Raw genomic sequence first — 26039 nt, 5'->3', positions numbered from 1 at the left:
CCCTTCCCCTTCCCCTGCTTAACTCTTCATACGTCGCACTTAACTGCGCTTAGTTTTTAGGCACTGACTCCCAGTCTTTCAAGAAGCGCTCGATGCCCGAGTCTGTCAAAGGATGCTTCCACAGCGCAGGAAGCAAGGAACCTGGAATTGTCGCGATGTGAGCGCCTGCCAGCGCAGCTTGCTCTACATGCTGGATATTGCGAATGCTCGCCGCAATGATTTCGGTGTTCAAGTTGTGAATCGTCAGTATTTGCTTGAGATCATGGACAAGCTGCATGCCGTCTGTACCAATGTCGTCCAAGCGGCCGACGAACGGGCTAATATAAGTTGCGCCTGCTTTCGCTGCCATTAGACCTTGCGCAGCTGTAAAGATAAGCGTTACGTTCGTCTTAATGCCTTTTTGCGACAAGCGATAAGTCGCTTCCAAACCCGCTTCTGTAAGTGGCAACTTAATAACCACGTTCGGTGCCCATTTTACCAATTCATCTGCTTCTTTAACCATTTCATCGGCATCAAGACTGATGACTTCCGCACTGACAGGCCCCGATACGATGCTTGCGATTTCTTGAATAACATCTTTAAATTTGCGTCCTTCTTTTGCAATAATAGATGGGTTTGTCGTTACTCCGTCGACCAGACCGAGACGGCTAATCCGTTTAATTTCCTCAATGTTACCTGTGTCCAAGAAAAATTTCATGTTCATTACCTCCCAAAAGTGTGTGTGTGATTATCGTAAATGCCGTAAACTCTGCCTATGTCACTCATGCTAATTCAGCTCTATAAAGCTGATCTACTAAATGCTACAACTCCGATAGTTCCGTTACTTCTTCTCCACTGCATGCCCACCGAATTCATTGCGCAGCGCCGCAACTACTTTGCCTGTAAACGTATCCTGCTCCAAGGAGCGGTAACGCATCAGCAAGGACAACGCGATAACTGGCGTCGCCGTTTGTAAATCGAGCGCGGTTTCAACCGTCCATTTGCCCTCGCCAGAAGAGTGCATAATGCCTCTAATCTCATCCAGCTTCGCATCTTTCGAAAATGCGCGCTCTGTCAGCTCCATCAACCATGAGCGAATAACCGAGCCGTGGTTCCATAAATGGGCCACTTTTTCGTAATCGTAATCGAAATCACTTTTCTCTAACACTTCAAAGCCTTCGCCAATCGACGCCATCATGCCGTATTCGATGCCGTTGTGTACCATTTTCAAAAAGTGACCGCTACCTGCTTTGCCAGCGTACAAGTACCCATTTTCAACAGCTGTGTCTTTAAAAATAGGCTCGATGACGCTCCACGTATCCGCATCTCCACCAACCATGTAGCTCGCCCCGTGACGCGCACCTTCCATCCCGCCGGACGTTCCGACGTCGAAGAAGCTAATGCCTAGCTGTTTCATCCGCTCATAACGTTGAATCGATTCTTTATAGTGAGAGTTACCCGCCTCAATGACGATGTCCCCTTGGGATAGCAAGCCTGACAGCTCGTCCAACACCGAATCAACGACACCATGCGGAACCATAATCCACATTACACGTGGTGTTTCCGTTGCTTGCACAAGCTCTTGCAACGTTGCTGCTCCTGTCGCGCCGTAGCCTTTCATCTCGTCAATTGCACTCTGGTTCACGTCGTAAGCAACGACTTCATGTTTGTGGTCAAGTAAGTTCTGGCCTAGGTTCAAGCCCATTTTTCCTAATCCAATAAGTCCGACTTTCATTGGTATTCCCTCCATGTAGACACTTGTGATGTGTCTTTTTATCTTGTTGTCTGTTGTAAATTATGGCGAATTATTGCCACCACTTGGCGCCTTCTTGCTCCAATAGTTGGTCCGAAGCTTCAGGCCCAAATGAACCTGCTGGATACGTGTGCAGCGGCACCGTATTGTCCGCAAACGCTTCTAATATCGGCTGCACCCATTTCCAAGCCAATTCAACCTCATCCCAATGCGTAAAGAACGACACATCACCACGCAGCGCATCGAAAATTAAATTTTCATACGCTTCAGGCAAATCGTGCTGGTCCAATGAGAAATTCATCTGAATGGGCTCAACCTCGCCGCCTTTGAGCGGGTTTTTACTATTCAATTGGAGCGTAATGCTTTCGTTCGGATTAATTTGTATCGTTAACAAATTCGGATAGTGCTTATTCGATTTCAAATCCGCATCCGCTTGCAGCTTATCCAACGGATTTTTGAATTCGATGACGATGCGGGTCGACTTCTCCTTCATTCGCTTACCTGTGCGAATAAAGAAGGGAACGTCTTTCCAGAATGGGTCATCAATCCATAATCGTGCGGCAATAAAGGTATCATTGAGTGAAGAGGCCTCCACTCCAGGTTCTGACGTATAGGCCACCACCGCCTCTCCCTGAATTTCACCTGCGGCATACTGGCCGCGAATGACATCTGCACGGACTTCTTCTTTATTTAAAGGACGCAGCGCCTCCAACACCTTTTTCTTCTTAAAGCGAATTTGATCAGGTGTACAGTTGGTAGGCAATTGCATCGCTGTCATCATTAACAGTTGCAGCATATGGTTCTGGAACATGTCGCGAATCGCGCCAGTCTTGTCATAATAGGCTGCCCGCTCCTCGACGCCGACCGTTTCACTCGCCGTGATTTGTACATTTGCGATGTAACGGTTAGACCATAACGCTTTGAGAACAGGATTGCTGCTCTCCAACACTTCAAGATTTTTCACCATCGATTTACCGAGATAATGATCGATACGGTAAACTTCTTCCTCCGCAAAAGCATGGCTTAGCTTCGCATTCAGCTCACGGGCAGATTGGAGATCATGCCCGAACGGCTTCTCAATGACGAGACGCTTCCAACCTTGCGTCGTACCCAAACCACTTTCCTTCAAGTTGTTCGCGATAACATCGAAAAATTGCGGAGCCACAGATAAGTAGAACAGACGATTTTCCGGAATGTTCAACTCACGTTCACGTTGTTGGACGACTCCAAGCAGCTTGTGATAATCCTCTGGATTCGTCGCGTCGTGCTTAACGTAGCGGAATGCATCCAGAAAGGACTGAACAGCTGTCTCGTCCGATACTTCACGTCTCGAAAAAGTAGCTAAGGATTGAGCTACGTTTGCTTGAAATTGTTCGTTCGACACTTCGCTTCGGCCTAGACCTATAACCGAAAAGGCCTGCGGCATTTTTTGGTCCACATATAAATTGTATAGCGCCGGAAAAATTTTGCGTTTTGCTAAATCTCCCGTTGCTCCGAACAACACAAACGTCATTGCATCCATCGTATTTCCTCCTGTTGATTACCGTGCATAGACAACCTAGCCTGTGATGGACTGGCGTGAACATCGGTATCATGTATGTTGCTATCTAAAAATGTTATTGGTTACTTTAAGTTACCTAAATACTTTACACAACCAATTTACTTTATATCTCGAATTAAGTCAATCATAATTTGTCCAAATTGTGAAAGTGATAACTTTCTTTTCATGATAGCGCTTTATATGTTAGTATGTAGAAAATGATTTGTGTTATTTGGTTTGCCTAACTTTAATTAGCTATAAGTTATTTTTAGTTATCAAGAAACAAACCATAACCGTAGAGAAAGAGATGAAACATATGCAAGAGGATGAGCAAAAACACCAGAAACACTTGTGTGAAAAGGTTGAAACTTCACATCAAATCATCGGCAAAAAATGGGTTGCGTTAATTGTGCACTGTTTAATGGAGGAACCGAAACGATTCAGTGAAATTCATGCGTTTATTCCTGATCTCAGCAAGCGTGTATTGAATGAACGGATGAAGGAATTAGAAGAGAACGGAATCGTACTGCGAAATGTCATTCCAGAACGCCCCATTCGTACGGAATATTGCCTTACGAAAAAAGGAACCGAGTTAGGTAAAGCGTTGAAGGCCGTAGAGGATTGGGCTTTAAAATGGCTGTAACATAGCTATAACACCATTTGTTATTGAGCCATTTCCCCTTGCTTCAAATCCGACATTGTTCATGCTTCACGAGTATTTTATCCATCCTAGACGGACATCAGTCATATTCATGCCGGCGTAGCAAGTAACACTTTATTCTAAACAGCAAACAGGCTGCCCAGCTTAATAGCGGGCAGCCTGTTGTGTATTCCATGAAGGATAAATAACTTCCTAATTACTTTGCTTTACTTTATTTGTCGCTTGTTGCTTGTTACTTATTACTTATTGCTTGTTAAATACATCAGTCAAGACAGGGACGATTTGCGATTTACGCGAAACGACGCCTTTAAGGATCGCTTTATTGTCAGTCAATGTCACGTTGTAAGCTTGCTCAACTGCATTTGCAGCTTTACCAAGCGCCAAACCTACAGAATCGTTGTTCAAAATGTCCGTTACGACGAACAAGAACAAGTCCAATTCTTTCTCGGAAATGATGCTTTCAAGCGCTGCTTCAACTTCAGCTTGACGCGCAAGCACATCGTTAACGTCAACAGCGTTAACTTGAGCAATTTCAACCTTAGAGCTGCCCATTTGGAACTCTTTTGCATCCAAAGAGATCAGCTGTGCAATCGTCTTGTCGCTCAAATCAGCGCCAGCTTTCAACATGTCCAAGCCATAGCTGTCTGCGTTAACGCCAGCGATTTCAGCCAATTCGCGAGCTGCTGCTACATCTTGCTCTGTGCAAGTTGGGGACTTGAACAACAAGGAGTCGGAAATAATAGCCGACAACATCAAGCCTGCAATTTCCTTACGGATGGCTACGCCATTTTCTTTGTACATCTTATTCAAGATTGTCGCTGTGCAGCCAACTGGCTCAGCACGGTAGTACAAAGGACCCGCCGTCTCGAAGTTCGCGATACGGTGGTGGTCGATAACTTCAATGACACGAACTTGATCGATGTCATTTGCGCTTTGTTGACGCTCGTTATGGTCAACCAAGATAACGTCTTTGGCTTCACTAGCCACTTGTTCAACTAGGCGTGGTGCTTCTACTTTAAAATAGTCCAACGCATATTGCGTTTCACCATTAACGCTACCTAAACGAATAGCTTCAGCATTTAAGCCCAAGCTCTTTTTCAATTCAGCGTAAGCGATAGCAGAACAAATCGTATCTGTGTCTGGGTTTTTATGTCCGAAGATAAGTACTTTTTCCATTAAATTCACTCCTCATTCGACTAATAGCGAGTAAAGTATACTCTAGATCGACAATAACGATCAAGATTTACAATAAAGATTATAGCGCGAAATCTTCCTTATTCCAATTCCTTTAATGGGAATATTTTCGCCGCTTTATTTAGGTGAGTATGGACATTAAAAAGAGTGCCTCAAAAGTCATTGAAATGACGTTAAGGCACCTCTCTCTATTTTTGATGTACAAAATGAAATCGTTCATAGCTCTGGCCTAGGCTGGTCTAGTCCGGTCTGGATTCGACTGTGGCTAACAATTGGGGCACTGCACTTTCGGAATTGCCCCTAGCCCCTTAGCGCAGTGCAACCACAAAATAATCGTCAGCCCTGCATTTTCATTACGCTCAACTGCTTAGCTTCTTGCTCAAAAATGAAAATGCGTCCAGCGCCCAACCAAAGTACATCCACTTCGTGAGGAGCGGTAACCTTCGCCCGCCAAGACAACGGATCAGCTGTCGCAATCAGTATATCGTATCCGTTATTTGTCTTGAGCGTAAAGCTGCTGCCTTTGGAGCTGGAGCGGTGGAGATAATCGATATTTTTGTGCGTCAGGGTAGTTACAGCCTTTCCCTTGTCCACTTGCATAAGCTTCCGATGCTTGTAATCATTTACGAACACGTGCTTATCCGACATATGATACGGCATAAATCGGTTAATGCCATACTGCCATTGCAGCTTTCCGGCGGCAGAGTAGCGATACAGTTTGAATATTTCATCGCCTTTGTTCATGCGAGACAATTCAAACGCGAAGGAGCCATCCTTAAAAAAGTAAGTATTCCAGTATGCTTCAGCAGGAAAGTTGAATTTGTGCAGCACCTTGTTTTGCTCATTTTGGATACGTAGATTCGTGCTGAAACTGCGGCCCACTGACGTAGAGGACACAAGCACATAGCGGCCATTATCATAATGCTTCAATATACCAGAGAGCTTCTTCGTCTGGACGAGACGCCCTTTCTGATCGTAATAACGCAACGTGGATTGGTTGCCTAACGCGTAGGATACGAGCAGACTATTGTCGTTCGTGATCCAGTAATCCCACGAGAAGTACGTGTTTTTCTTCGGCAGCTTCTGCGTAGCATGGCGAGTAATCTTGCCTGTCTGCGCGTTAATCGCATGAACGATCATATGATTGCCCTTATCGCCTTCCAGCAATATTTCCCCGTTAGCCGACACTTTCTTAGGCGTCCGTCTCAGGCTATAGTCCTTGCCAAGCGATATCCGCCATGCCGTCTTGCCATCCTTCATATGTACCGCTTTCAATATCGTCTCTCCGGCCTCCGTTTGGTAACACGAAAAAAGTAAACTACCAGTTGGATCGGCAAACAAGTCAAACACATAAGCCATTTCCTTCGATACCGTGCTCCATAGCTGTGTGGCCTCTGCCGGAACAAACTCCCCGTTCTTCGCAGGCACTTCGATACCAATGCCACTCTTCTCCGCTGCTGCCCATGCTGCATGTTCTCCCGTTACCGCCAGCATAACCGCCAGCACCATAAGAAGCATTGGTTTCGTCCATTTTTTCATGGTGTTCTCGCCCCTTCTCTCTATAGTTGTAGAATTGAACCACCAACTATAATTCTAGCATGGCAACACCAAGTAAGCGCCTAGTATGTAGATGTACAAACTTAACTGCCCCACAATAATTTATAAATGTGGACTACCCCATATTTACCCATAAGGAATTTGATGGTAAAGTAAATACAAATATTACATATCAAATGTTTCAAGGAGGTTCATTCTATGTCCACGGGTTCGCTACAGTATACGACCATTGGCGACCTCATAAGACACCACAGATGTGCTTTGAATTTAACACAGCAACAACTTGCAGAGCTATCAAGCGTTGAAAAGTCTGCAATTTCAAGAATAGAAAGCGGAGAAACAAAGCGCCCAGACTTTAAAACGATTCAAGCAATCAGCAACGTATTGAATATCTCTTTTTATGAATTAATAAAGCATTATGTTAAGGTTGATGACCGCCCCGATGTATTAAAAGGACTACTCCTGCAAGCTGTTGCAGCATCCGATAAAAAAGCCATTCAAACCTTGTCGCTAAGTTTCCTTGAGTCGCAACGCGAAGAAAGCTATGACCTCGCCGAAAAACTTTACTTTACTGCAATGGAAGTACAAGATGAGATGGGAAAATTGGAAATAACGAAAGCCATCATTAATTATTCTAAAAGTCGTGGGATTCAACAATTCTACGCTAAAGGATTAATGCAAAAATATTTTATCGAAAGAGATGACTTCCGAAATTTAGAAACCATTTACCGAGCCCATATACACATTTTAGAATATGCTGACTTTCTCCCTCATGAAGAAAAACTAACGCTTTACTACAGGGCAGGAGTTCATGCCTACAGTTTGATGTTGTTTCAAGACTGTATCAATCTTTGTAAAAATGTTGTCCATAATGATACAAGCAAAAGCCAGATCAAGTCAGATGCGCTATATTTACTGTGTATCTCGTCTTTTGATATAAATAATTATGAAAAAGGTCAATTTTTCTTGGAGCAGTATGCTAAATTCGATCATATTTCAGGTGTTTCCGAAAAGGTTAAGATTGTAACTGCTATCGCTAATGGAAAAATAGGCAAAGTAGATTTGGCAATTGTACAACTTAATGATCTCATGTCAAAAACATCTATGAGAAATTCAACCACCGTTATCAGCCAACTAATTGAGTTATACCTGCAAAAGAACCACATCACAGCAGCCGAACATCTTCTAAGTTACGAAACTGCTTTTAGAGAGATGGTTATTACTTCGCCAGTTAAACAAGCTGAATTATCTAAATATTATCGACTTAAAGGGCTTGTTCTCCTGGCAAAAGTGAACATTGATGATGCGTTCGATTCCTTACTATACAGCGCATTAGAATATGCGAAAATAAAAAGGTACAATGAAGTATTTGAAAATTTCAGTATCATAACTAAACAATTACTGAAAAATAAAAGCCTTGTTAGCGATGAAACCATCCAGAAAATTGATGCTGTATTTGATGAACTGAAAAGAAAGAAAGAGGAAGGATAATTGTGCAGAAATTAGCTGTAGTGTTACTTGCAGTAATCGTTATTTTTTCGCCAACTCCAATGAATACGAGTACTGCTGATTCTCCAGTTGTACATTTTCCTTAACCTGATCCACACTTGGAAACAACAGAATATGGATTAGGCATCCTCTAGCGAAAAGCTAGGGGATTTTTTGTTGTTAAATGACGAAATGAAGATTATATCATAAGAACTACATTTTTCTACAAAAAAGAAATTAAACCAGCAATATTTACTATTCATATATAAAGACTTCTCATGAGGAGGCCTTTACGCTGAAATGGGAAATGATTATCTTCTTAATGAAATTCAAAAACTCAAGGACCAGTTAGTAAGGGCAGTAGACGAACACCACAGTTTAACCAATGAACGCGTCGTGCAAATCAGCCAAGAGCTAGACATTTACGTGTTGCAGTTCCAAAAAAACGTCTGGGCCAGAATGAATGAAAGGGGGACTCTACAATGATTCAGCCACGTAAATGGCTCATTCATCTTAGAGGAGCTAAGACACAAAAAGAAGTGGCCACTATGTCCGACATTAATCGCAGCTCCTATTCCAACATCGAAAGGGGTAGACGCGATCCGAGTGTTCAAGTAGCCATGCGAATTGGAGAAGCTCTCGGATTTAGTTGGTATCAATTTTTCGAGAGGGGTGATTCTATTGCTTGTGACGAAGTAAAGGCTACGCCTACCGTGAATAGACGCAGCCACTAAGAAAAACTGATTCATCTAGAGCATACAAAATCGTGCATAACAATTTCTTTTTTCATTTTGCATGCGCCAAACCATAACCATCGAGACTCGCAGCCCCTTAAATATGCCCATGAATATAGCCGTGAAAGGGAGCAGTTCGTTGAGCAATTACATGACGACTAAGATTCTTAAAGGTTTGAAAAAGCGACTGAATAACAACAGCTTGGTTATCCCTGATGTGTACGGCAATTGGCATGTTGCAAGATTCTCATTCCATCCACCAACAACCACAGATCAACTTCGTGCCTTTTACGATCAATACAAATTCATGCTCCACAGTGATTACATCGAATTTTTAAAGATTCATAATGGGGCTAGGTTATTTAGTGTTGGTACAGATTCTGGCATTGAAATATTCAGTTTGGAACAGCTAGCCGAGCAATTAGAAACAAGCAGTCCACATCATCCGCATCATCTGACTATCGCTCGTAGTCAATCAACTAGATTCTGCATTCGAGAAACGGCAGCAGGCCTATATTTAGCAGGTAACACAGGCTGGGTCAACGCCTACTTGCAGATTAACTTTGCGCAATGGCTCGGGCATTTGATAATCGCTAATGGTTTTGATTATTGGAACTGGAAGATTGCTCAACCAACTCCAACACAATAGGCTATTCGTCTGTATACAAGGGTACTTGCTTATATGTTTTTTATTGAAACTTCCGCAAAGAGCAATAGGAACATAAGCGACCATTCTCTTGTTTTTACTCTTCTCTTTTAAAATATATAGGTTGTCGCGACATCGCGAAGCATCAGCAACGAATCACTCTAAAATCATAGGGTGATTCGTTTTCATTTTGTGTGAGGGTGAATCAATTTTAAAAATCATAGATTTAACAAGATTTTTCGGGCATAGAAAAAGGAGTCCCAAAAATACCCATGACAGGCGTACGCAAAAAGAGTAACCACATTATTACACGGTTACTCTCTTTATTGTTTCACCTACCAAAGCTTAATATCTCATTATTGCTATCAGTCAATATGATAAACCGACCATCGTTGTTGTTTTTGTATTTATGTGCCGGTATACTTCCGGAATTCGCTGTTTTTCTGTAATTCGATGGATTATTTATAACGTCTTGTCTACAAGTTCCAGCAGCAAATATATAATCATGCATATTAGCCGCATTCACCTCTGCGCGGTGTTTTGAAAAGTGATAATTGAGTGAAGCTCCTCTTGAGGAAAAAGTCCCTGCATTCCAACCGAGTGCTGCTAAGTGGCTTTCAGAAAACTCTAATTTTGCACTCCCATATAATACACGTGTTTGACTGCCGTCAACTACAGTAATCGTTACATAGTAGTTCATAACGGCCTTTGTCATAGGAACATTCCACACAAAACTTGTTCCAATGACCGGAGGAACCTTAGCTGTTTGAGGGGCTAGAGTACCATAATCCGTAGCGCTTCCAGTTACCGTTACACTATCCAGAGGGTCTACACCAATATTACCAACATGTACAACCAATCTCTCATGTGATGGAGTAAGTGTAATTGGTATTGCATTTGGGAGAGGTTCAATTGTGTCTTCTTCTAAAGTCACTTTAGGAGTATACTGATCACTGCCGTGGATAGGAATCCCTGAAGCAAATACATTCGTACCGCTTGCAAACAACATAATCATGACAAGAAGGGAACATAAATACGAATTAAGTTTTAATCTCATCTTATTCTCCCCTATCTACAAAATAGTCAAACACCACATATCGTAAAACATGGTTCAAGTTCAAAGCATTCCTCAGCCCATTCATCAATTTCAGAAACTAGTTGTTTTGTGATTTCAGAACTAGAACAATAAACTGTTTTCTTTATGTTTTCCCAGTCAGATCTGTTGACCTCTGTTGGTCCATAGTAGTTAAAATGATCAAGTAACTCCGTCAACACATCACCTAATTCGGTGTTTTCAAAGCATTCATCTGTGATAAATATTGAACTTTCCAACCAATGCGCTTCTTTTAGTTTTCCTCGCATAATCTCAAAAACATCGTGGCCTTTCAGTTCATGTTTTTTCAGAGTAATCATAAGTAGCTCTATCTCCCCCTTTCATATTTACTTTTTTTAACAAATAATATAATATATTAACAAAATGATCGGAATAGTACCCAAGTCCGATATTTATTGTGTTGATGGAACTAATTTAAGTGAACTATTGTTTGTTTTTGTCGGTTTTTGTATGGAATGACTTAGTTAAAGATTCTTCATAGTGACGAGTCAGAGAAAGAAGTCCATATGAAGAATTGCCCTACTCTAATCCTTACACGCTCAGGCCCCGATCCAGCTTCATTCTGACCATTGACAAAGGTAAGTGAACCTAGAGCCGTAACACATAAGTCATCTTACTCTCGCACTTAGCTTGGTAATCAATCATGTTTAAATAAACGGGATGTCCCGCAGTAGTTAAACCTACTTTGGGACATCCCCTTTCATAACCTATTTATGCGTTCAGCCACCAGTCATACATCAATTATCCGTCTCTGCGGCAGAAAGTTCTGAAGACTCTACAGGCTCTGCTGTTTTCACTCCCAGTGCCTCGCGAGCCATCTCCATATACATCTCCTCGCCCGTCTGTAAGGCAAATACCGCGATCAAAGCAGGGAAAGCAGCCCTCAACTCGATAATATGCTCGCGCATTCGCGGCCACACACGGCCTCCAGCGCGTTCATAACGCTCTAGCAACTGTACAAGCGCCTCCTCACCTAATGTCGCATAGTAGGCCGAAAAATCAGAAGCTGGATCAGCGACTATCCCCTCCGTCCAATCTAAGAGCCCCGTAACACGCTGACTGTCATCAACCAAAATGTGCCCTGGATGCAGGTCGCCATGAATAAGCGCCGAATGCGTCGGCCAGTACGAATCATCCGCAAGCCAATTTTGCCAACGCTCCCACAAAGCGTCTGCAACGCCAAATTCCCGCTTCGCCTGTTCCATCTGCTCAATAAGGGTTTGCCGTACCTCGCGCGGCTGCTGCACCCGCACACCTGCTATGGCTGCCGCGTCATGGCTAATCCCGTGCAGCGCCACAAGCGCTTGCGCAAATGAATCGACGAACAGCTCGGACGGTGCTTCCTTATCAATTTGCCACACGTAATCTCTAATTTCCATGTCTATCGTGGCAATTACAGTGCCTTCCAGTATCGGATATGCGATCAGCTCTGGTGTGTTCACTTGCCAATCCGGTACATTAACCGGTAAATACTCACGAACTAGCTTTAGCACATTGCTCTCATATGCAGCTCTCTTCAATACATCAGACCGTCTTGGTGTACGCAGCACCCACGTCACACCGTCCGCATCGGCAGCGACAACTGCAAGGAAGTCAGCTCCTGACTCATTCAACTCTGCACGTTCTGCATCGACCTGAATCCCATTCTGCTTCGCCAGCTCGATAATGCTCTCAAGATTATGTTGTTTAGGTTCACTATTCATTGTCATGGAAACATCCACCTCTCATTTGTGTAATCCACCGGAATAAGCACAAAAAAACTCCTATTCCGTTTCCGAATAGGAGTTAAATAGCACTTACTCAAAAAGACAGCCCCGCACAAAGTGGGCATCTATTGCAGCTTTTTGATGATATAAGCACATGACTAACCCTATTCAGAAAAAGACATCGTTAACAAGCACCCTAACTTGACCTCGGTCCCCACGTATACAACAGCACGAACGCCGCCGCATACCGCTCCTAATCAAACTGGTAACTGTACAATTATTAACGAATATTTTTCTTCAAAAACAGGATTAGAACTTCATGTGCGCATATCATCCTTCCGTTTATTGTTAGGTCTATACTAATCAACTATAACCACATTGGTCAAGGTCTATTTTTTCTCCAAAATACATACGCCACGCAACAAACGCCTACCACGATAGGAATTTGAATAAAAGCACCTACAAACGGATACGCCAGTAGGCAAATCGTGCTCGTGACAGCGGCCATCCATTTTTCAAACCGAGCTCGTAACAATTTAGCTCCTGCCATAGCCCCTAACACATATGTTGCGATTCCTAAGGAATTTGGGATATGAATCAACGTGTTTAACCCTACCTTAAAAATATAAGTGATCACGAGTCCTAATAACGCAACAGCACCCACAAATACAACTGCACGTGTCGGAGTTAAATACTTGCCGTGCCTATAATCAAGCCAAGACGGCGCCACTTTGCTTTGTGCCAACGAGTAGCCAAGTCGACTTATGCCAGCAACATAGGCATTCGTCGTACCGATACAGATCAGCAAAGCGACTACCGCTGTCGCATACCCGCCGTGTACGCCTGTTGTCTTGACCATCACTTGGATAAATGACGCGCTATTTGCCGCTTCTTGTTCAGCTCCGCTGCCTGCTGTATACGCTTGTGTGCCAATAACAGCAACAGCCGCTCCAAAGTACAATACGCCTACGATGATGAGGGCTCCCAACGTTGCTCGAACAAGATCCCGCTCTGGATGTTTGAATTCAGGCGCAAGGCTGGAAATCGCCTCCCAGCCAAAAAAAGACCAAAAAATGAGCATTCCCGCCACGCCTATTGAAGATAACGCACTGCCAGATAGCTGCATCTCGAAATTGTCCGGTTCTATCAAGGGAACCGCCAGCACAATGGTCAGCAGCAAAATACACATGGTAAGCCCGCTTATCGCTAGCTGGACTTTGCCGCTTATGTTAAGTCCGACATAATTGCTTAATCCAGCAATAAGTACAGTTCCCCCCGCTATAATATAGGCAGCCTCTAGCGGCAGATCAAGGGCATACATGACAGATAGACCGCCTGTCAATGGCACAATCATTTGCCCCACAGCAGCGGCAATAAAATAGTACCAGCCGATTACAGCACCTGCGTATGTACCGAATGCCTTTTCAACGAACGTAGCAACTCCACCTGCACTTGGATATGTGCGTGCTAAAAAAGCGAAGGTAAAAGCTAACGGGATACTTAACAAAATCATACCTATCCATGCGATGAGGGCATTAGCCCCCGCTATTCCAGCTGTTATGCCCGGTAAAATCAAAATACCAGAGCCGACAACAGCTCCTACATATAGTGCAATGCCCTGCCATACCGAAATAGATGGTTTGTTCGGATTCACTTCTTTCCCTCCTACCCATTTTACGAGCTGCTAGATGTGTATGGATTTGAAATCAAAACGCTAAATAAAATATAATAAATCTTATCGCAACACTACATAAATAATTGCATTTATTTATCCATTTCTCTTTATATTTTGCATGTAAATTAGGAGTATAGACTACACTTTGAAAGATGTGATATCCGTGGATAAATTAGATATTCAACTATTGAAGCTACTGCAAAAGGATGGTCGCATGACAGTAAGTGAGTTGTCGAAGCAATTATCGCTCAGCCGCCCCAGCGTATCGGAACGAATGCTAAGACTGCAGGAGAAGGGGATTATCGCGGGGTTTACCGCAGTCGTACCACCAGCGACACTTGGCCTTCGTATGCTGCTGTTTATTCAAGTTAGCGAGCTTAAAATACCATGCTCCCAATTTGAACAAATCGCTAAAGAAATCGAAAGCGTTTCTGAATGCCATAGAGTAACGGGTGCCTTCAGCTATTTTATGAAAGCATATGTTGCAGACATGGACAGTCTGACTTTGCTAGTGGATGCGCTAGTTCCGTATGGCAAACTGACTACTTCTATTGTTCTGTCATCTCCAGTAGTTGGTCGTCCTGTACACCCTGCTGCAGAATATATTTCTTAGTACTCAAGTATGTAGCCCCTCATCTGCTGCTCGCCCCTTCTGGACTGTGAATCCGCTATCGGGCCCATATTGAAGCTTATGAGTATCGTTGCGGGTAAAATGAGACAAAGATATAACGATGAATTCAAGATGCAAACCGTTAAATATATTCAAGAGCAAACAAAGAACGTAGCGTAAGTTAAATATCCCTGTGGGCACACTTCACGAGTGGATGCCACTGCACCGAAAATTTGAGGATGAGCAGCTTCTTACTCCTGAAGCTCTTCGAGAAAATAACCGCTCCGTGCTGTCGCTCGAGCTGCGCTCGGCCACCTTCGCGCCATCAGCGCACACGCAGCAAACTACCTACAGCCCATGCAGCTCGCGCAACCCGCGCCAAACGCAAAAAAAGGTCGAGCTCGGGAACCAATCCGCCCCCGCACTCGACCTACAATTTACTCGACGCCCACCACAGCTAAGCCCGCTGGCGTAAAATCTTTTCCCCACATAAACTGCGGCTTAATCTTCCACACGCCTTGTTTGTTAATATAGCCCCATTTGCCGTTCAGCATAGCTGGTGCCAGACCATTTGCCTTGAAGTCGCCCGCACTCGTCTCCATGCCATACTCCGGTTCAAAGGTCGGCTTAATGACAAGCTTACCCTTCGTATTCACATAGCCGATCTTCTCTCCCACCAATACCCAAGCGAGCCCTTGATGGAAGTCGCCAGCTTCCGTATAGTTCGTTTTGAATAGGAACTTGCCTTTTTCATTAATGTAAGACACTTTACCGCTAACTACAACCTTAGCAATGCCATCTACAAATTTGTACGCCTGCTCATATTGTGGCTTAATGGCCCATTTCCCCTTGCTATTAATAAAGCCCATTTTTCCATTCAACTTTGCAGGAGCAAGACCGTTCTTACTAAAGGAATCGGCGATAGAAAATTGGGGCTTAATCACCCACTGGCCTTTACTATTAATATAGCCCTGTTTGCCATCCTTATAAGACCAAGCGAGCCCATTGGCAGCAAAGGAACGATCGGTAATCCAATCTGTCTCTGCTTCAACGGGTTCGAACTGCGGCTTGATGACCCACTGCCCCTTACTGTTAACATAGCCGATTTTGTATTTATCCGCTCCAACTTTAGCAGATGCCACAGCCAGCCCGTTAGGAGAAAATTCGCCTGTATATGCAAACTGCGGTTTAATGACCCATGCTCCTTTTTTGTTAATAAATCCGTACTTCCCATTTTGCCCAGCAGGAGCAAGACCGTTTGCAGCAAAGGAACCTACATATGAAAATTCAGGATTAACAACCCATTTTCCTTTTGCATCGATATAGCCCCAGACGTTCGTATCCGTCCCATTATTCACCGCAGCCGCATATAGTCCACCCGACGCTTCCTTTACGTGTTCAAACTTAGGAGCAGCACTCCAGCTTCCTTTAGCGTTAATAATCCCTTCCTTTGCCCAAGTCATCGTAGGCATCAATAACAATGAAGCTACCGATACAGCAATAACGGTTAATCGTTTCAAATTCATTCAACACACCTCTTCACGATTTTCATGGAATAAATACCCTTTACAACTATTATTCTAACGTGTATCGCCATTTTTTTGTTGCATTTTTTTTGCAGCCAACTTTGCTCCAAATAAAAATAACGGGTAACGCCACATTTCACCATGTAGAGTCACCCATTATATTTCACACGTCCTTAGACTTATTTTTGACCGAAAAAATACGCTGCTCCGCCTTCGTAATCCCATCCAGCAATCGCCTCGTCACAGCCAGTTTAGGAATTGACCAATGAACAATTAAAGCGGCAGCAATAGCCAAACTAGCTCCCATCACTACATCCGCTGGATAATGCACACCAACCCAAATTCGCGATACACCAACACAGCAAGCGACGATGAGCCAGAGCCAGGCTTCCTTTTTACGGACAAGCCAATACGTTACACATACTGCAAAAAATACGATCGTATGGTCACTCGGAAATGAGTTGTCCACACTACGTTCAATCAACTTATTCACGTCCGTTAGAACCGCAAACGGTTGGTAATTAAAGTGAAACTGACCTACTATAATTGCTAATATTTCAGCTAAAATAAAGGCTAGTCCACCTTGAATAACCATCAAACGATTCTCATAAGTACGTGTGAACCAATACACCAGCATGCTTAACGCTAACATGTACAGCAAGGGTTCAGCTACAAAGATCGCAATCGGATTTAAGTCAGGATATTGCTTTCCTAAATCGTTAATGACGCGAAATATTTCTATGTTCCATTCTGAAAATGACATCTGCTATCTCCCTCGTTCCTCCTACCGACTCAACTCTAGTGAATGTCGGACTTTTTAAAATAAACAACAGTCGCAATCAACCCGATAGCAGCCGTCACCAACACGGAAATATACGAATAGAGTGGCGGAAAATGGGCGTTAAATTCATTGTTCGCGATGGCGTGTGCAGCCGACCAAGGAAATAATACTTTGTACTTGGAGTTCGTGATTGCAATGTTGGCCATCGTAATGACGGACGTAAAGATAATGGTTGGAACGTAATTTTTGAACAAGAAAGTTACAAAAATAGTCGGTGTAGAAAGTAAGAACAAGAGCACCGCGCCTACCAAATGCTGCTGCAATGACTTCATCAGTACAGCAACACTCAACCCATCAAACTGTCCGATGAGTCCGAGTATGAGTGTCATTCCCCATGCCACCAACGTTAAAATAACAATCCAAATGAAGAGCATGGCCATCTTGCTCGCGATCAGACTCGTCCGTGAAACGGGTATCGTAAGTAAATTTTTCAGCGTATCTTCTACGTATTCACGATTAAATAAGTAAGCGGTGATGACGCCATACAGCAGCGTTCCGATTAGCAATAGCACGTACAAGTTCGTATTGTAAAAAGACACTTCAAACGTGATCGGCTGTTCAGAAGGCTTTTCATTTTCCGCCGTTAAAAAAGCGACAAACATTAAAATAGGGGCAGCTGACGCACCGATTATACTAACCATAAACATTTTTGCCCGTTTAAGCTTTAACAGCTCGGTGTATAGCAAATTAACCAATGGTGCCACCCCCTATTAATTTGATGAAATAATCTTCTAGTCTATCTTCACTTACTACCATTTTGGATACATCTATGCCGTGCTCGACGAACACCCGGTTCAGCTTCGCCTGCTGACCGATATGCGAATAGACGCGAATATGCCCTTCGGCTTGTACATCATAATCGTAAATATTCAATTGCTGCTCCAAGAGCATCGCCGCTTTGTTGTCGTTGCTTACTTGAAACTGTACATATTTCCGATTTCTTGATTGCAGCTCTGCAAAAGATACTTCCTCGAGTAGCTTGCCCTCATGTATGACCCCGATATGGTCAGCGAGCTGCTCCACCTCGGATAAAATATGACTGGAAATTAATATCGTAATTTTCCGTTCTTGAGCAAGCGACTTAATGAGCCGGCGCATTTCCTTAATTCCAATCGGATCTAAGCCATTTGTAGGCTCGTCCAAAATAAGCAGTTCTGGATGATGAACAATGGCTCTCGCGATGCCTAAGCGCTGCTTCATCCCCATCGAATATTGCCCGACTAGCTTCTTCGTTTCGTGCTGTAGCCCGACAATTTCTAGCGCTTCGGTGAGCGCATCTTTTTTGTGAACACCCATTAGCTTCGCATTAATGAGTAAATTTTCGTAGGCCGTCAAATTTTCATAGAAGCCTGAATGCTCGACCATCGACCCGATTCTGCGTAAAATGTGTTTCTGCTGCTTGACCAAATCCTCGCCAAATATTTCGATTTGTCCATGAGTTGGCTTAATTAAGCCTAGCAACATGCGAATCGTCGTCGTTTTACCCGCGCCATTCCGCCCTAAAAATCCGTAAATCTGACCTTGCTGCACATGCATGTTCAAGTTATGTACCGCTTTTTGCGCGCCGTAAGCTTTCGTTAAATGGGTCGTTTTAATGATTGTACTCATATGCTTCGCACCTCCTGCTTTGCCGAACTTGCTTCATCTGTTTCATTCGTAGTTCTATCATAAGCAGGCGAATTTAAATGGCACTTAATCAATTCTTAATTCCTTCTTAACTTTTTAATTAACCATTTGAACTGGCAAATCTGTTCATTGTACGCCTCATTCTGTGCCCCGCTTCGGGATCGTAAAGCTGAACGTCGTGCGTCTATCAGGCTCACTTTCCACCCAAATTCGCCCCGCATGCTGCTCGACTAATGCTTTCGTTATCGCAAGTCCTAGCCCGCTGCCACCATGTGTTAAATTACGTGAGCGATCGGCGCGGTACATGCGCTCAAAGATGTAAGGCACATCAGCACTCGAAATACCCGCTCCTTGATCCCAAATATGAATTTGATATTCGTCTCGACTCTCCACGAGTTCAACGCCTAATTGATGTCCTTGCTGCCCATACTGCACCGCATTTTTAATAAGGTTATTTAAAATGCGAAGCAAGCTAAGCCGATCAACCTTCAGCATGCATCTCTGCTCAGGGATGCTCACTTTCAGCTCCATACGAGCCTTTTGCAGCTCTGGCAAAAATGGAATAAGCGCCTCTCTTACGAGCTCGGCCACATCAAGCAATTGCAGCTGTAACGGCACCTCATCAGCATCCAGCTTCGCCAGATGAAAGATCTCATCCAGCAACTGCTTCAAGAAGCTGGCTTTCTTCAAAATAATGTCTAAGTATTGCTCTCTTTCTACTGTGGATACCGCGATCCCGTCCTTTAATGCATCCACGTAGCCAATAATGGTCGTGAGCGGGGTCCGAATGTCATGTGAAATATTAGACAGCAGACTTTTACGAGCCGCCTCGGATTTGATGGCGTGCACTTGGACTTTGCTTAATTGTTCGATCAGCTCGTTGACGGAGAACATGACTTCATCCAATAGAGGATCGTCTTTAGCAAGCAAGCGCGTGTTGAGATTACCAGTTCGCGCCCGCTGTAACGCTGCGACGACCTCCTTCAACTTCGCCACATATTCCAATCGCATTTGCAATAGGAATGCTGTTGTAATAAAGAGCGCAACACATAAAGCCCAACGCCACCATCCGTCAGGCTGATCCGTTATTTCCAACATGAACAGGCATAACATCAGCACGAGCTGCACACCGATAAGCCACAAGCTCTTATCATGCTTCATCTTGTTCACCTACAAACTTATAACCGATGCCCCACACGGTTTGCACCCATTTGGGCTCCGAAGGATTGTCCTCAATTTTCAAACGCAGCTTGCGAATATGTACCATGACCGTGTTGTCGTCTTCAATGTAGTCACTATCCCACACTTGGCGAAAGATTTGTGTCTTCGTAAACACTTGCTCCGGATGGGAAGCAACAAACTTCAACAATTCAAATTCCTTTGCCGTTAAGGACACATCAGCTCCATCTTTCTTAACTGTATATCTTTTTAAATCGATGGTTAATCGTTTATAGCGAAGTTGGGCTTCAGCTGACGCACCTACGCCCGCTGCTCCTGAGGCTGCTCCTACACCTGAACCTACGCCTACTCCTGTACCTGTACCTACTCCTGCCCCAGCATCAGCATGTCCGCCAAGTAGACCATGGCTTGCATGGCTTGCATGGCTTGCATGGCTTGCATGGCTTGCATAGCTTGCAATGCCCACACTGCCCGCACTGCTCACACTACCTGCACTGCTTGCACGACCTACACTACCTGCACTGCTTGCACGACCTACACTACCTGCACTGCCTACACTCCCAACACTCTCATCGCCGCCTAATACGAAATACCGCCGCAATTGCGCTTTAATACGCGCCACCAGTTCATGAATGCTAAACGGCTTCGTCATATAGTCGTCCGCACCCATACGAAGCCCAAGCACTTTATCAATGTCCTCATCCTTAGCCGTCAGCATCATGATCGGGATATTGGTGAGTTGTCTAAGCCTTCTGCACACCTCTATGCCATCCATTTTCGGCATCATCACATCTAAGAGGACTAAATGGTACGTATGTTGTTCAAACAGACGAAGCGCTTCCTCGCCGTTTGCGGCAACATCGACTTCATAACATTCTCGCCGCACATATTTTTGTAACAAGTCGCGTATTTCCTGTTCATCATCTGCAATAAGAATTCGAATCGTATCCATACGTGTCACCCTCGCACTTATTCATTATTGTCCAGTGTTCTTTTACAACTACTTTAAGGTTTAAGGCAAAACAAGGTCAAGCAAAGTCTGGGTGTAAGCTTTTCGATTGTCGGATATACATGATCGTGCTATAATGTCTCATCATATCTTGGATTTTTTTATATAAATGCAAGTATGAAACCTTTTTAGGTAATAATCTTATATTCAATCTTATTTAATATATTTTCAAAATAATGGATTAACTATTTAGACATCGCACATGCTAATGAGCATTAGAGGTTAGCAACGTTTAAACATACGTGCAATGAAAAATGAATAATAAGGAGGCTAACATATGTCAGACATCGATAATCAAAAGCAACAAATTGTTGCGTCTGTCCCGCAAAAAGGATTTTTTGGACATCCTAAAGGACTGTTCACCCTATTCTTCACCGAGTTTTGGGAGCGCTTTTCCTATTATGGAATGAGAGCAATTCTTGTCTATTATATGTACTATGAAGTCTCCAAAGGCGGATTAGGATTCGACGAGAGCACGGCTCTTGCCATTGTGTCGATATACGGGTCATTAGTGTATATGTCCGGAATTATTGGCGGGTGGCTTGCTGACCGTATATTCGGTACTTCGAAAGCTGTATTTTATGGTGGAATATTAATTATGTTAGGTCACCTTGTGCTTTCATTTCCGGGAAATATAAGCCTGTTTTTTGTTTCCATGATTTTGATCGTGCTTGGGACAGGCTTACTGAAGCCTAACGTATCAAGCGTTGTAGGTGATATTTATAGCCCGACGGACCATCGTCGTGATGCAGGTTTCAGCATTTTTTACATGGGTATTAACATGGGTGCCTTTATCGCTCCGTTAATAGTCGGCACCGTTGGTATGAATGTTGGTTTCCACATGGGCTTTGGGCTCGCTGCTGTAGGTATGCTGTTGGGTCTAGCCGTGTTTATGTTGACGAAGAAAAAGAACCTCGGCCTTGCAGGTACGATTGTAGCAAATCCGCTCTCGCAAGCTGAGAAGAAAAAAGTGTTTACGACTATGGGAATTGCAGCTGTTCTGTTAGCGATTCTCGTCGCTATAGCTATTCCAACTGGTCTGCTTACATTCAAGACATTTATCGCTCTTGTAGGTGTATTAGGTATTGTTATTCCAACGAGCTATTTTATCGTCATGTATCGCAGTCCAAAGACGACAGCCGTAGAAAAATCAAGAATTATCGCGTACATTCCATTGTTCATTGCATCCGTGATGTTCTGGGCGATTCAGGAGCAAGGCGCAACGATTCTTGCCAATTATGCGGATAAGCGCACACAGTTGGAATTTGCGGGTATTCATATTTCACCTGCTTGGTTCCAATCGTTAAACCCGCTATTCATTATTTTGTTAGCACCTGTGTTCGCTTGGCTATGGGTTAAGCTGGGCAACAGACAGCCGTCCATTCCGCAAAAGTTCTCGTTCGGCTTGCTGTTTGCTGGTTTATCATTCCTTGTCATTTTGCTGCCGGCTTATATTGGTGGTCATAGTGCACTCGTTAACCCATTATGGCTTGTCCTAAGCTATCTGATTGTCGTACTTGGGGAATTGTGCTTGTCGCCTGTAGGCCTCTCTGCGACGACGAAGCTAGCGCCTGTTGCCTTCTCGGCACAAACGATGAGCTTATGGTTCTTATCGAACGCAGCTGCACAAGCGATTAATGCACAGATCGTTAGATTTTACACGCCTGACACGGAAATGCTCTACTTCGGGGTAATTGGAGGAACTGCGATTGTACTAAGTGTAATCCTGTTCATGCTTGCTCCAAAAATCGAAGGATTCATGAAGGGTGTACGATAGCAATAAATAAGTACGGCCGTTTCTCTTGAGGTTTCAATGAGAAGCGGCCGTTTTTCTTTTTAACACGTTGTACAGTGAACCGAATGTTTAAAATGAAGTCCCCTTAGTCTACAATTTCATTTTCCTCTGTGCTTGCAATACTAAATGATTTTATATCATAAGAATTTTGCCACTCAATCGTCAATGCACCGGGTTTAATCAACTTTACATAAGTCGAGTCAACGGTTAGCTGTGCGCTATATCCTGACAGGTCGATACCAAATATCTTTTTCACAGGATCAGCTGCTGCCTTTAACATCTGGTCACTTATTGTATCTGTAATTGTCGGTTCATTTCTAAAGTTGCCTCTGATGTATAACTCAACAATGCGCCCTGTACGAGCTCCAATCTTTACAGACGCGTCACCTTTCTCGTTTTTTAATGTATACCAGTTTCCACTTTTACCATACGAACGAGTAGCCTTCACTAGCTTAACGATCTTGCCACCTTTAATATCCATAACAGCTTTCTCGGCAGCCGCCAAAATTTTAGGATCCATTTGATCAATTGGATAATCAAAGTCCATATATATTTCCTCACTATTGTAGTGGCTAATACTGAACTGCTCACCAATCAAATTCGTTTCAATTTTGCCCTTCATTTCAGGTTTAAACGTAGAACTAGTCGTGTTCTTTTCTTTCTTTTTCGTACGAACAACCTTATGTACTAGTGCTGCAAGCTGCTCCCCACCTAGGCCAGATTTCGCCTCGATTTCACTCCTAATAGAAGGATCTAGATCCGCGTAATTCATAGTGGCGAATGATTCATAAGTTTCGTCCCTTAAGTCAGCATGTACACGACTCAAATAGTCTTTACTATGAAGTGTTAAGTCATATTCACTTAGTTCAATACGACCTGGTTCGACAGATGGGCCTGCAATTTCCACGAGTGCACGCTGTGCCCTCTCAGTAGCCTCTTCCAAATTATTTACTGGCCTCTCGCCGTCATCCTCTGTCTTGTTCGGAACTGCTCCTGGTATGTGAATCGGGGCATAAAAACGCACCTCCTCCGGATCGTTGACACGCCGAATGGAAATGTCGTATTCCTTTAACTGCGGTGCCATAATGGTTACATGATAAATCTTTGCCTTCTCTGTTGTTGCCGCTGGTGTTATATTGGGCGAATACACACCTAACGTTGGGTCCCATACAATTGGGCCGCTACCTTGATAAGCACTCTGAGCGTATTGCTCATATAATTGCTGCCCTGACATTGGGATTGCCGCTGTTGCTGGAGTATCAATATTCATCCCATACTGCTTCCAAAGCTGCTTCGTGTCTGTTTCTTGCAGCTTTAAGTAATACGGCTCATAGGTGAGCAACGCAGTTCGCCATGGATTGAGTCCTTGGTCATCGGCCTGCACCTCTAGATGCAAATATCCATCTTTATAATGTGCGTTTAAGATGGTGATCACCTTACCACGATGTGTAACGGTCTGTGGAAAAGGTTCATTCAACCGCAACTTAAATGTTTTGTTTACTTTCATTTGTGTCACCCAAAGCATATTAACATCAAGGCTCGTGCTATCCTGATGTAAATCGTAAAAACCACTAGAATCAAATTGCCACGAATTATGACTAATTCCATTGGATATATCTGCGTAATTAGTTGCAGCTGTAAGTGAAGTCCATGCTCGCGTGGTTCCTCTTGAATAATAATCTACCGAGGCATTTAATTTGCTATCTTCACTATCCGTAGTTGGATATAAAGAGATTCTCCCGCCACCTGCGACGCGGGCATTAAGATCAACCACAAGCCTGCTAGGATATACTCGAACTTGCTCAACAAAAATTTGTTGAATCGCACTCTCTGAATCTATCCAGCTGTAGTCTACTTTACCAATTCGGACATCTTTGACATATTCCTTGCTTAGCGGAAATTGAATATCACTGTTCTCTGTGTGAACGACTAAGTTAGCGCTATTTCGAGACACTTTCGACAACCGAATCGTTAGCTGCTTCGTATTGCCTTGTCGTAAATGTTCCACGAAATCTGGTTCTATGGAGTACGCCGCTTTAAAGGAATATATACCTTGCTCAAGATGATGTTCTTGCCTCGAGTTAGCCCGCTCTGTTTCATAAGCTAACGACTCCGTATCATAGTATGTTTCTGTAATCCGCCTATCTTCTAATTCAGGCACACTAATAAAATACTCTAACTCCTTTGGTATTTGCTTATTTTGATAAGCTAAAGCAATCGCTGGGTCCTTGACTTCGAGTTCGAATACGAGACGATCGTCTTCAACATGGAGTTCCTGTACACTGATTTCACTCCCTTCCTGAGTTGTTTGATATAAAGGGGATGGAGGATGTTCTTCACTTTCATAATCGATAATCGAAAATATTAAAATGCACCCTACAACGATCATAGCAATACGATTTAACTTTTTTTTGTCCATACTTATACGTATTCTCCTTTTATGTATAGGTAAATGAAGGGAATCCCAACTAATCGACCGCTGCCTTGGTAACCGCCCTGCGCATAACGATCAACTAGTTACACTTATAGTTTAATAGTTAAATAAAGGAATGTATATTGAAGTTCTTCTTTAATCTTGTTGTGCGGTTGTTTCAGCTTAAGTACGTATAGGCCTGAAAAATAAAGTATGATTATGGTAAAATCAAAAAGTAGAGAGACCGCACGCGTTACATTGGAGGGGCAACCTATGGACTACAGATATCCGATTGGAACATTTGAATACGAAGGTGAAATTAGCTCTGGGCAAAGGGAAATATGGATCAAAGAGATTGAACAACTTCCAGCCCAATTAAGAGCAACTGTTCAAGATTTAACAGAGGAGCAACTAGACATTCCGTATCGAGACGGCGGCTGGACGATTCGTCAGGTTGTGCATCATGTATCAGACAGCCATATGAATGCTTTTACTCGTTTTAAGCTGGCGCTGACTGAAGACACACCCACGATCAAACCGTATCTTGAGGATCGGTGGGTTTCATTAGGAGACTCGCTAGAAGTCGATATCGACATTTCACTCGCCTTGCTTGAAGCGTTACATAAGAAGTGGGTCATTTTATTAACCTCATTAAGCGAATCTGATTACCAAAAAGAGTTCTATCATCCTGAATCGCAGCAAACGGTTCGTTTAGCTTACTGCCTTGGGACGTACGCATGGCACGGCAATCATCACGTGGCTCATATTACAGCGGTTAGAGATAGACTTCAATTTTAACGACTGTAGTAGCCCTCACCTCTAAGCGTTTGCGTAGGTGGAGGGTAGTTCACTCGTATTGAATTGCACGAAGGGAAACGAAAGAGAACGAAGGAGAACTCATCATGTCTAACAATTATGAATGTACAGAACCTGTAACACCTTTGGAACCGCTGGAACCTCTCTTGGGTGCCGATAGTCATCATCCCAGTCTGC

Annotated in this window: 23 protein-coding genes and 2 pseudogenes; 8 read left to right on the top strand and 17 right to left on the bottom strand. The window is 43.5% G+C overall.

Features of this window, described 5'->3' with window-relative positions; translation table 11 throughout:
• Positions 1–49: 49 nt before the first annotated feature.
• From fsa to zwf, 3 genes are all read right to left on the bottom strand, one after another.
• Positions 50–697, bottom strand: a complete 648-nt coding sequence (gene fsa, locus KIK04_RS13400) for a fructose-6-phosphate aldolase (protein ID WP_232274181.1) — start codon at positions 695–697, stop codon at positions 50–52.
• 123 nt (positions 698–820) lie between these two features.
• On the bottom strand, positions 821–1714 hold the full coding sequence (gene gnd / locus KIK04_RS13395; protein ID WP_232274180.1) for a phosphogluconate dehydrogenase (NAD(+)-dependent, decarboxylating): 894 nt from the start codon (positions 1712–1714) through the stop codon (positions 821–823).
• A gap of 70 nt (positions 1715–1784) precedes the next feature.
• Positions 1785–3254, bottom strand: a complete 1470-nt coding sequence (gene zwf, locus KIK04_RS13390) for a glucose-6-phosphate dehydrogenase (protein ID WP_232274179.1) — start codon at positions 3252–3254, stop codon at positions 1785–1787.
• Between the two features lie 334 nt (positions 3255–3588).
• Here zwf and KIK04_RS13385 point away from each other — a divergent pair, with 334 nt between their 5' ends.
• Positions 3589–3915: a winged helix-turn-helix transcriptional regulator gene (locus KIK04_RS13385; protein WP_232278723.1), complete on the top strand. Its 327-nt coding sequence runs from the start codon at positions 3589–3591 to the stop codon at positions 3913–3915.
• Positions 3916–4176: 261 nt separating this feature from the next.
• On the opposite strand, the gene KIK04_RS13380 is transcribed toward KIK04_RS13385, so the two are convergent.
• Positions 4177–5109 carry a manganese-dependent inorganic pyrophosphatase gene (locus tag KIK04_RS13380; RefSeq protein ID WP_232274178.1) on the bottom strand — a complete coding sequence of 311 codons (933 nt, stop codon included), beginning with the start codon at positions 5107–5109 and terminating at the stop codon, positions 4177–4179.
• 354 nt (positions 5110–5463) lie between these two features.
• On the bottom strand, positions 5464–6666 hold the full coding sequence (locus KIK04_RS13375) for a hypothetical protein (RefSeq protein WP_232274177.1): 1203 nt from the start codon (positions 6664–6666) through the stop codon (positions 5464–5466).
• 216 nt (positions 6667–6882) lie between these two features.
• Here KIK04_RS13375 and KIK04_RS13370 point away from each other — a divergent pair, with 216 nt between their 5' ends.
• The 4 genes from KIK04_RS13370 to KIK04_RS13355 all read left to right on the top strand — a co-directional run bounded on the left by KIK04_RS13370 (position 6883) and on the right by KIK04_RS13355 (position 9555).
• Positions 6883–8175, top strand: a complete 1293-nt coding sequence (locus tag KIK04_RS13370; protein WP_232274176.1) for a helix-turn-helix domain-containing protein — start codon at positions 6883–6885, stop codon at positions 8173–8175.
• Positions 8176–8472: 297 nt separating this feature from the next.
• Positions 8473–8658: an aspartyl-phosphate phosphatase Spo0E family protein gene (locus tag KIK04_RS13365; protein ID WP_232274175.1), complete on the top strand. Its 186-nt coding sequence runs from the start codon at positions 8473–8475 to the stop codon at positions 8656–8658.
• On the top strand, positions 8655–8906 hold the full coding sequence (locus KIK04_RS13360) for a helix-turn-helix transcriptional regulator (RefSeq protein WP_232274174.1): 252 nt from the start codon (positions 8655–8657) through the stop codon (positions 8904–8906). The genes KIK04_RS13365 and KIK04_RS13360 overlap by 4 nt, the downstream gene beginning before the upstream one ends.
• Positions 8907–9057: 151 nt before the next feature.
• The gene (locus KIK04_RS13355; protein WP_232274173.1) at positions 9058–9555 is read left to right on the top strand and encodes an SMI1/KNR4 family protein; all 498 of its coding nucleotides are present in this window, start codon (positions 9058–9060) and stop codon (positions 9553–9555) included.
• A 328-nt stretch (positions 9556–9883) separates the two neighbouring features.
• On the opposite strand, the gene KIK04_RS13350 is transcribed toward KIK04_RS13355, so the two are convergent.
• The 4 genes from KIK04_RS13350 to KIK04_RS13335 all read right to left on the bottom strand — a co-directional run bounded on the left by KIK04_RS13350 (position 9884) and on the right by KIK04_RS13335 (position 14026).
• Entirely contained in the window at positions 9884–10609 is a 726-nt protein-coding gene (locus KIK04_RS13350; RefSeq protein ID WP_232274172.1) for a hypothetical protein, read from the bottom strand.
• Positions 10610–10635: 26 nt separating this feature from the next.
• Positions 10636–10965, bottom strand: a complete 330-nt coding sequence (locus tag KIK04_RS13345; protein WP_232274171.1) for a hypothetical protein — start codon at positions 10963–10965, stop codon at positions 10636–10638.
• 438 nt (positions 10966–11403) lie between these two features.
• Positions 11404–12369 (bottom strand): macrolide 2'-phosphotransferase, encoded by a 966-nt coding sequence (locus KIK04_RS13340; protein ID WP_232278722.1) that lies wholly within the window; start codon positions 12367–12369, stop codon positions 11404–11406.
• Positions 12370–12754: 385 nt separating this feature from the next.
• Entirely contained in the window at positions 12755–14026 is a 1272-nt protein-coding gene (locus KIK04_RS13335) for an APC family permease (RefSeq protein ID WP_232274170.1), read from the bottom strand.
• Positions 14027–14210: 184 nt separating this feature from the next.
• Here KIK04_RS13335 and KIK04_RS13330 point away from each other — a divergent pair, with 184 nt between their 5' ends.
• Positions 14211–14660: an Lrp/AsnC family transcriptional regulator gene (locus KIK04_RS13330; protein ID WP_232278721.1), complete on the top strand. Its 450-nt coding sequence runs from the start codon at positions 14211–14213 to the stop codon at positions 14658–14660.
• 434 nt (positions 14661–15094) lie between these two features.
• On the opposite strand, the gene KIK04_RS13325 is transcribed toward KIK04_RS13330, so the two are convergent.
• The 7 genes and pseudogenes from KIK04_RS13325 to KIK04_RS13295 all read right to left on the bottom strand — a co-directional run.
• Positions 15095–16183, bottom strand: coding sequence for a WG repeat-containing protein (locus KIK04_RS13325; protein ID WP_232274169.1), 1089 nt, complete (start codon positions 16181–16183; stop codon positions 15095–15097).
• A 163-nt stretch (positions 16184–16346) separates the two neighbouring features.
• Positions 16347–16946, bottom strand: coding sequence for an undecaprenyl-diphosphatase (locus KIK04_RS13320; protein WP_232274168.1), 600 nt, complete (start codon positions 16944–16946; stop codon positions 16347–16349).
• A gap of 35 nt (positions 16947–16981) precedes the next feature.
• On the bottom strand, positions 16982–17719 hold the full coding sequence (locus KIK04_RS13315) for an ABC transporter permease (RefSeq protein ID WP_232274167.1): 738 nt from the start codon (positions 17717–17719) through the stop codon (positions 16982–16984).
• Positions 17712–18632 (bottom strand): ABC transporter ATP-binding protein, encoded by a 921-nt coding sequence (locus KIK04_RS13310; protein ID WP_232274166.1) that lies wholly within the window; start codon positions 18630–18632, stop codon positions 17712–17714. The genes KIK04_RS13315 and KIK04_RS13310 overlap by 8 nt, the downstream gene beginning before the upstream one ends.
• A 156-nt stretch (positions 18633–18788) precedes the next feature.
• Positions 18789–19811 (bottom strand): sensor histidine kinase, encoded by a 1023-nt coding sequence (locus tag KIK04_RS13305; RefSeq protein WP_232274165.1) that lies wholly within the window; start codon positions 19809–19811, stop codon positions 18789–18791.
• A pseudogene (locus KIK04_RS13300) lies at positions 19801–20109 on the bottom strand (winged helix-turn-helix domain-containing protein); the annotation flags it as partial. The pseudogene KIK04_RS13300 and the gene KIK04_RS13305, both read right to left, overlap by 11 nt.
• A gap of 300 nt (positions 20110–20409) precedes the next feature.
• Positions 20410–20781 (bottom strand): annotated as a pseudogene (locus tag KIK04_RS13295) (response regulator transcription factor); the annotation flags it as partial.
• A 334-nt stretch (positions 20782–21115) separates the two neighbouring features.
• Here KIK04_RS13295 and KIK04_RS13290 point away from each other — a divergent pair.
• The gene (locus KIK04_RS13290; protein ID WP_232274164.1) at positions 21116–22615 is read left to right on the top strand and encodes a peptide MFS transporter; all 1500 of its coding nucleotides are present in this window, start codon (positions 21116–21118) and stop codon (positions 22613–22615) included.
• Between the two features lie 103 nt (positions 22616–22718).
• Here the strand turns inward: KIK04_RS13290 and KIK04_RS13285 are convergent, their stop codons facing one another.
• A complete protein-coding gene (locus KIK04_RS13285) occupies positions 22719–25052 on the bottom strand; it encodes a hypothetical protein (protein ID WP_232274163.1) in 2334 nt (777 codons plus the stop codon).
• Between the two features lie 267 nt (positions 25053–25319).
• Here KIK04_RS13285 and KIK04_RS13280 point away from each other — a divergent pair, with 267 nt between their 5' ends.
• The gene (locus tag KIK04_RS13280; RefSeq protein ID WP_232274162.1) at positions 25320–25844 is read left to right on the top strand and encodes a YfiT family bacillithiol transferase; all 525 of its coding nucleotides are present in this window, start codon (positions 25320–25322) and stop codon (positions 25842–25844) included.
• The last annotated feature ends 195 nt before the right edge of the window (positions 25845–26039 follow it).

This window comes from Paenibacillus sp. 481 (assembly GCF_021223605.1).
Taxonomy (GTDB): domain Bacteria; phylum Bacillota; class Bacilli; order Paenibacillales; family Paenibacillaceae; genus Paenibacillus_B.
The sequence above is the reverse complement of the archived record's forward strand: the minus strand, read 5'-3'. Positions and strand labels throughout refer to the sequence as shown.

What these genes read in the sequence shown, in the direction of transcription:
- KIK04_RS13305 (WP_232274165.1), bottom strand. Translation starts at nt 19,811, where the DNA reads ATGAAGCATGATAAGAGCTTGTGGCTTATCGGTGTGCAGCTCGTGCTG.
- KIK04_RS13290 (WP_232274164.1), top strand. Translation starts at nt 21,116, where the DNA reads ATGTCAGACATCGATAATCAAAAGCAACAAATTGTTGCGTCTGTCCCG.
- KIK04_RS13285 (WP_232274163.1), bottom strand. Translation starts at nt 25,052, where the DNA reads ATGGACAAAAAAAAGTTAAATCGTATTGCTATGATCGTTGTAGGGTGC.
- KIK04_RS13380 (WP_232274178.1), bottom strand. Translation starts at nt 5,109, where the DNA reads ATGGAAAAAGTACTTATCTTCGGACATAAAAACCCAGACACAGATACG.
- KIK04_RS13345 (WP_232274171.1), bottom strand. Translation starts at nt 10,965, where the DNA reads ATGATTACTCTGAAAAAACATGAACTGAAAGGCCACGATGTTTTTGAG.
- KIK04_RS13325 (WP_232274169.1), bottom strand. Translation starts at nt 16,183, where the DNA reads ATGAATTTGAAACGATTAACCGTTATTGCTGTATCGGTAGCTTCATTG.
- KIK04_RS13340 (WP_232278722.1), bottom strand. Translation starts at nt 12,369, where the DNA reads ATGAATAGTGAACCTAAACAACATAATCTTGAGAGCATTATCGAGCTG.
- zwf (WP_232274179.1), bottom strand. Translation starts at nt 3,254, where the DNA reads ATGGATGCAATGACGTTTGTGTTGTTCGGAGCAACGGGAGATTTAGCA.
- KIK04_RS13385 (WP_232278723.1), top strand. Translation starts at nt 3,589, where the DNA reads ATGCAAGAGGATGAGCAAAAACACCAGAAACACTTGTGTGAAAAGGTT.
- KIK04_RS13365 (WP_232274175.1), top strand. Translation starts at nt 8,473, where the DNA reads ATGGGAAATGATTATCTTCTTAATGAAATTCAAAAACTCAAGGACCAG.
- fsa (WP_232274181.1), bottom strand. Translation starts at nt 697, where the DNA reads ATGAAATTTTTCTTGGACACAGGTAACATTGAGGAAATTAAACGGATT.
- KIK04_RS13280 (WP_232274162.1), top strand. Translation starts at nt 25,320, where the DNA reads ATGGACTACAGATATCCGATTGGAACATTTGAATACGAAGGTGAAATT.
- KIK04_RS13320 (WP_232274168.1), bottom strand. Translation starts at nt 16,946, where the DNA reads ATGTCATTTTCAGAATGGAACATAGAAATATTTCGCGTCATTAACGAT.
- KIK04_RS13310 (WP_232274166.1), bottom strand. Translation starts at nt 18,632, where the DNA reads ATGAGTACAATCATTAAAACGACCCATTTAACGAAAGCTTACGGCGCG.
- KIK04_RS13375 (WP_232274177.1), bottom strand. Translation starts at nt 6,666, where the DNA reads ATGAAAAAATGGACGAAACCAATGCTTCTTATGGTGCTGGCGGTTATG.
- gnd (WP_232274180.1), bottom strand. Translation starts at nt 1,714, where the DNA reads ATGAAAGTCGGACTTATTGGATTAGGAAAAATGGGCTTGAACCTAGGC.
- KIK04_RS13355 (WP_232274173.1), top strand. Translation starts at nt 9,058, where the DNA reads ATGACGACTAAGATTCTTAAAGGTTTGAAAAAGCGACTGAATAACAAC.
- KIK04_RS13370 (WP_232274176.1), top strand. Translation starts at nt 6,883, where the DNA reads ATGTCCACGGGTTCGCTACAGTATACGACCATTGGCGACCTCATAAGA.
- KIK04_RS13360 (WP_232274174.1), top strand. Translation starts at nt 8,655, where the DNA reads ATGATTCAGCCACGTAAATGGCTCATTCATCTTAGAGGAGCTAAGACA.
- KIK04_RS13350 (WP_232274172.1), bottom strand. Translation starts at nt 10,609, where the DNA reads ATGAGATTAAAACTTAATTCGTATTTATGTTCCCTTCTTGTCATGATT.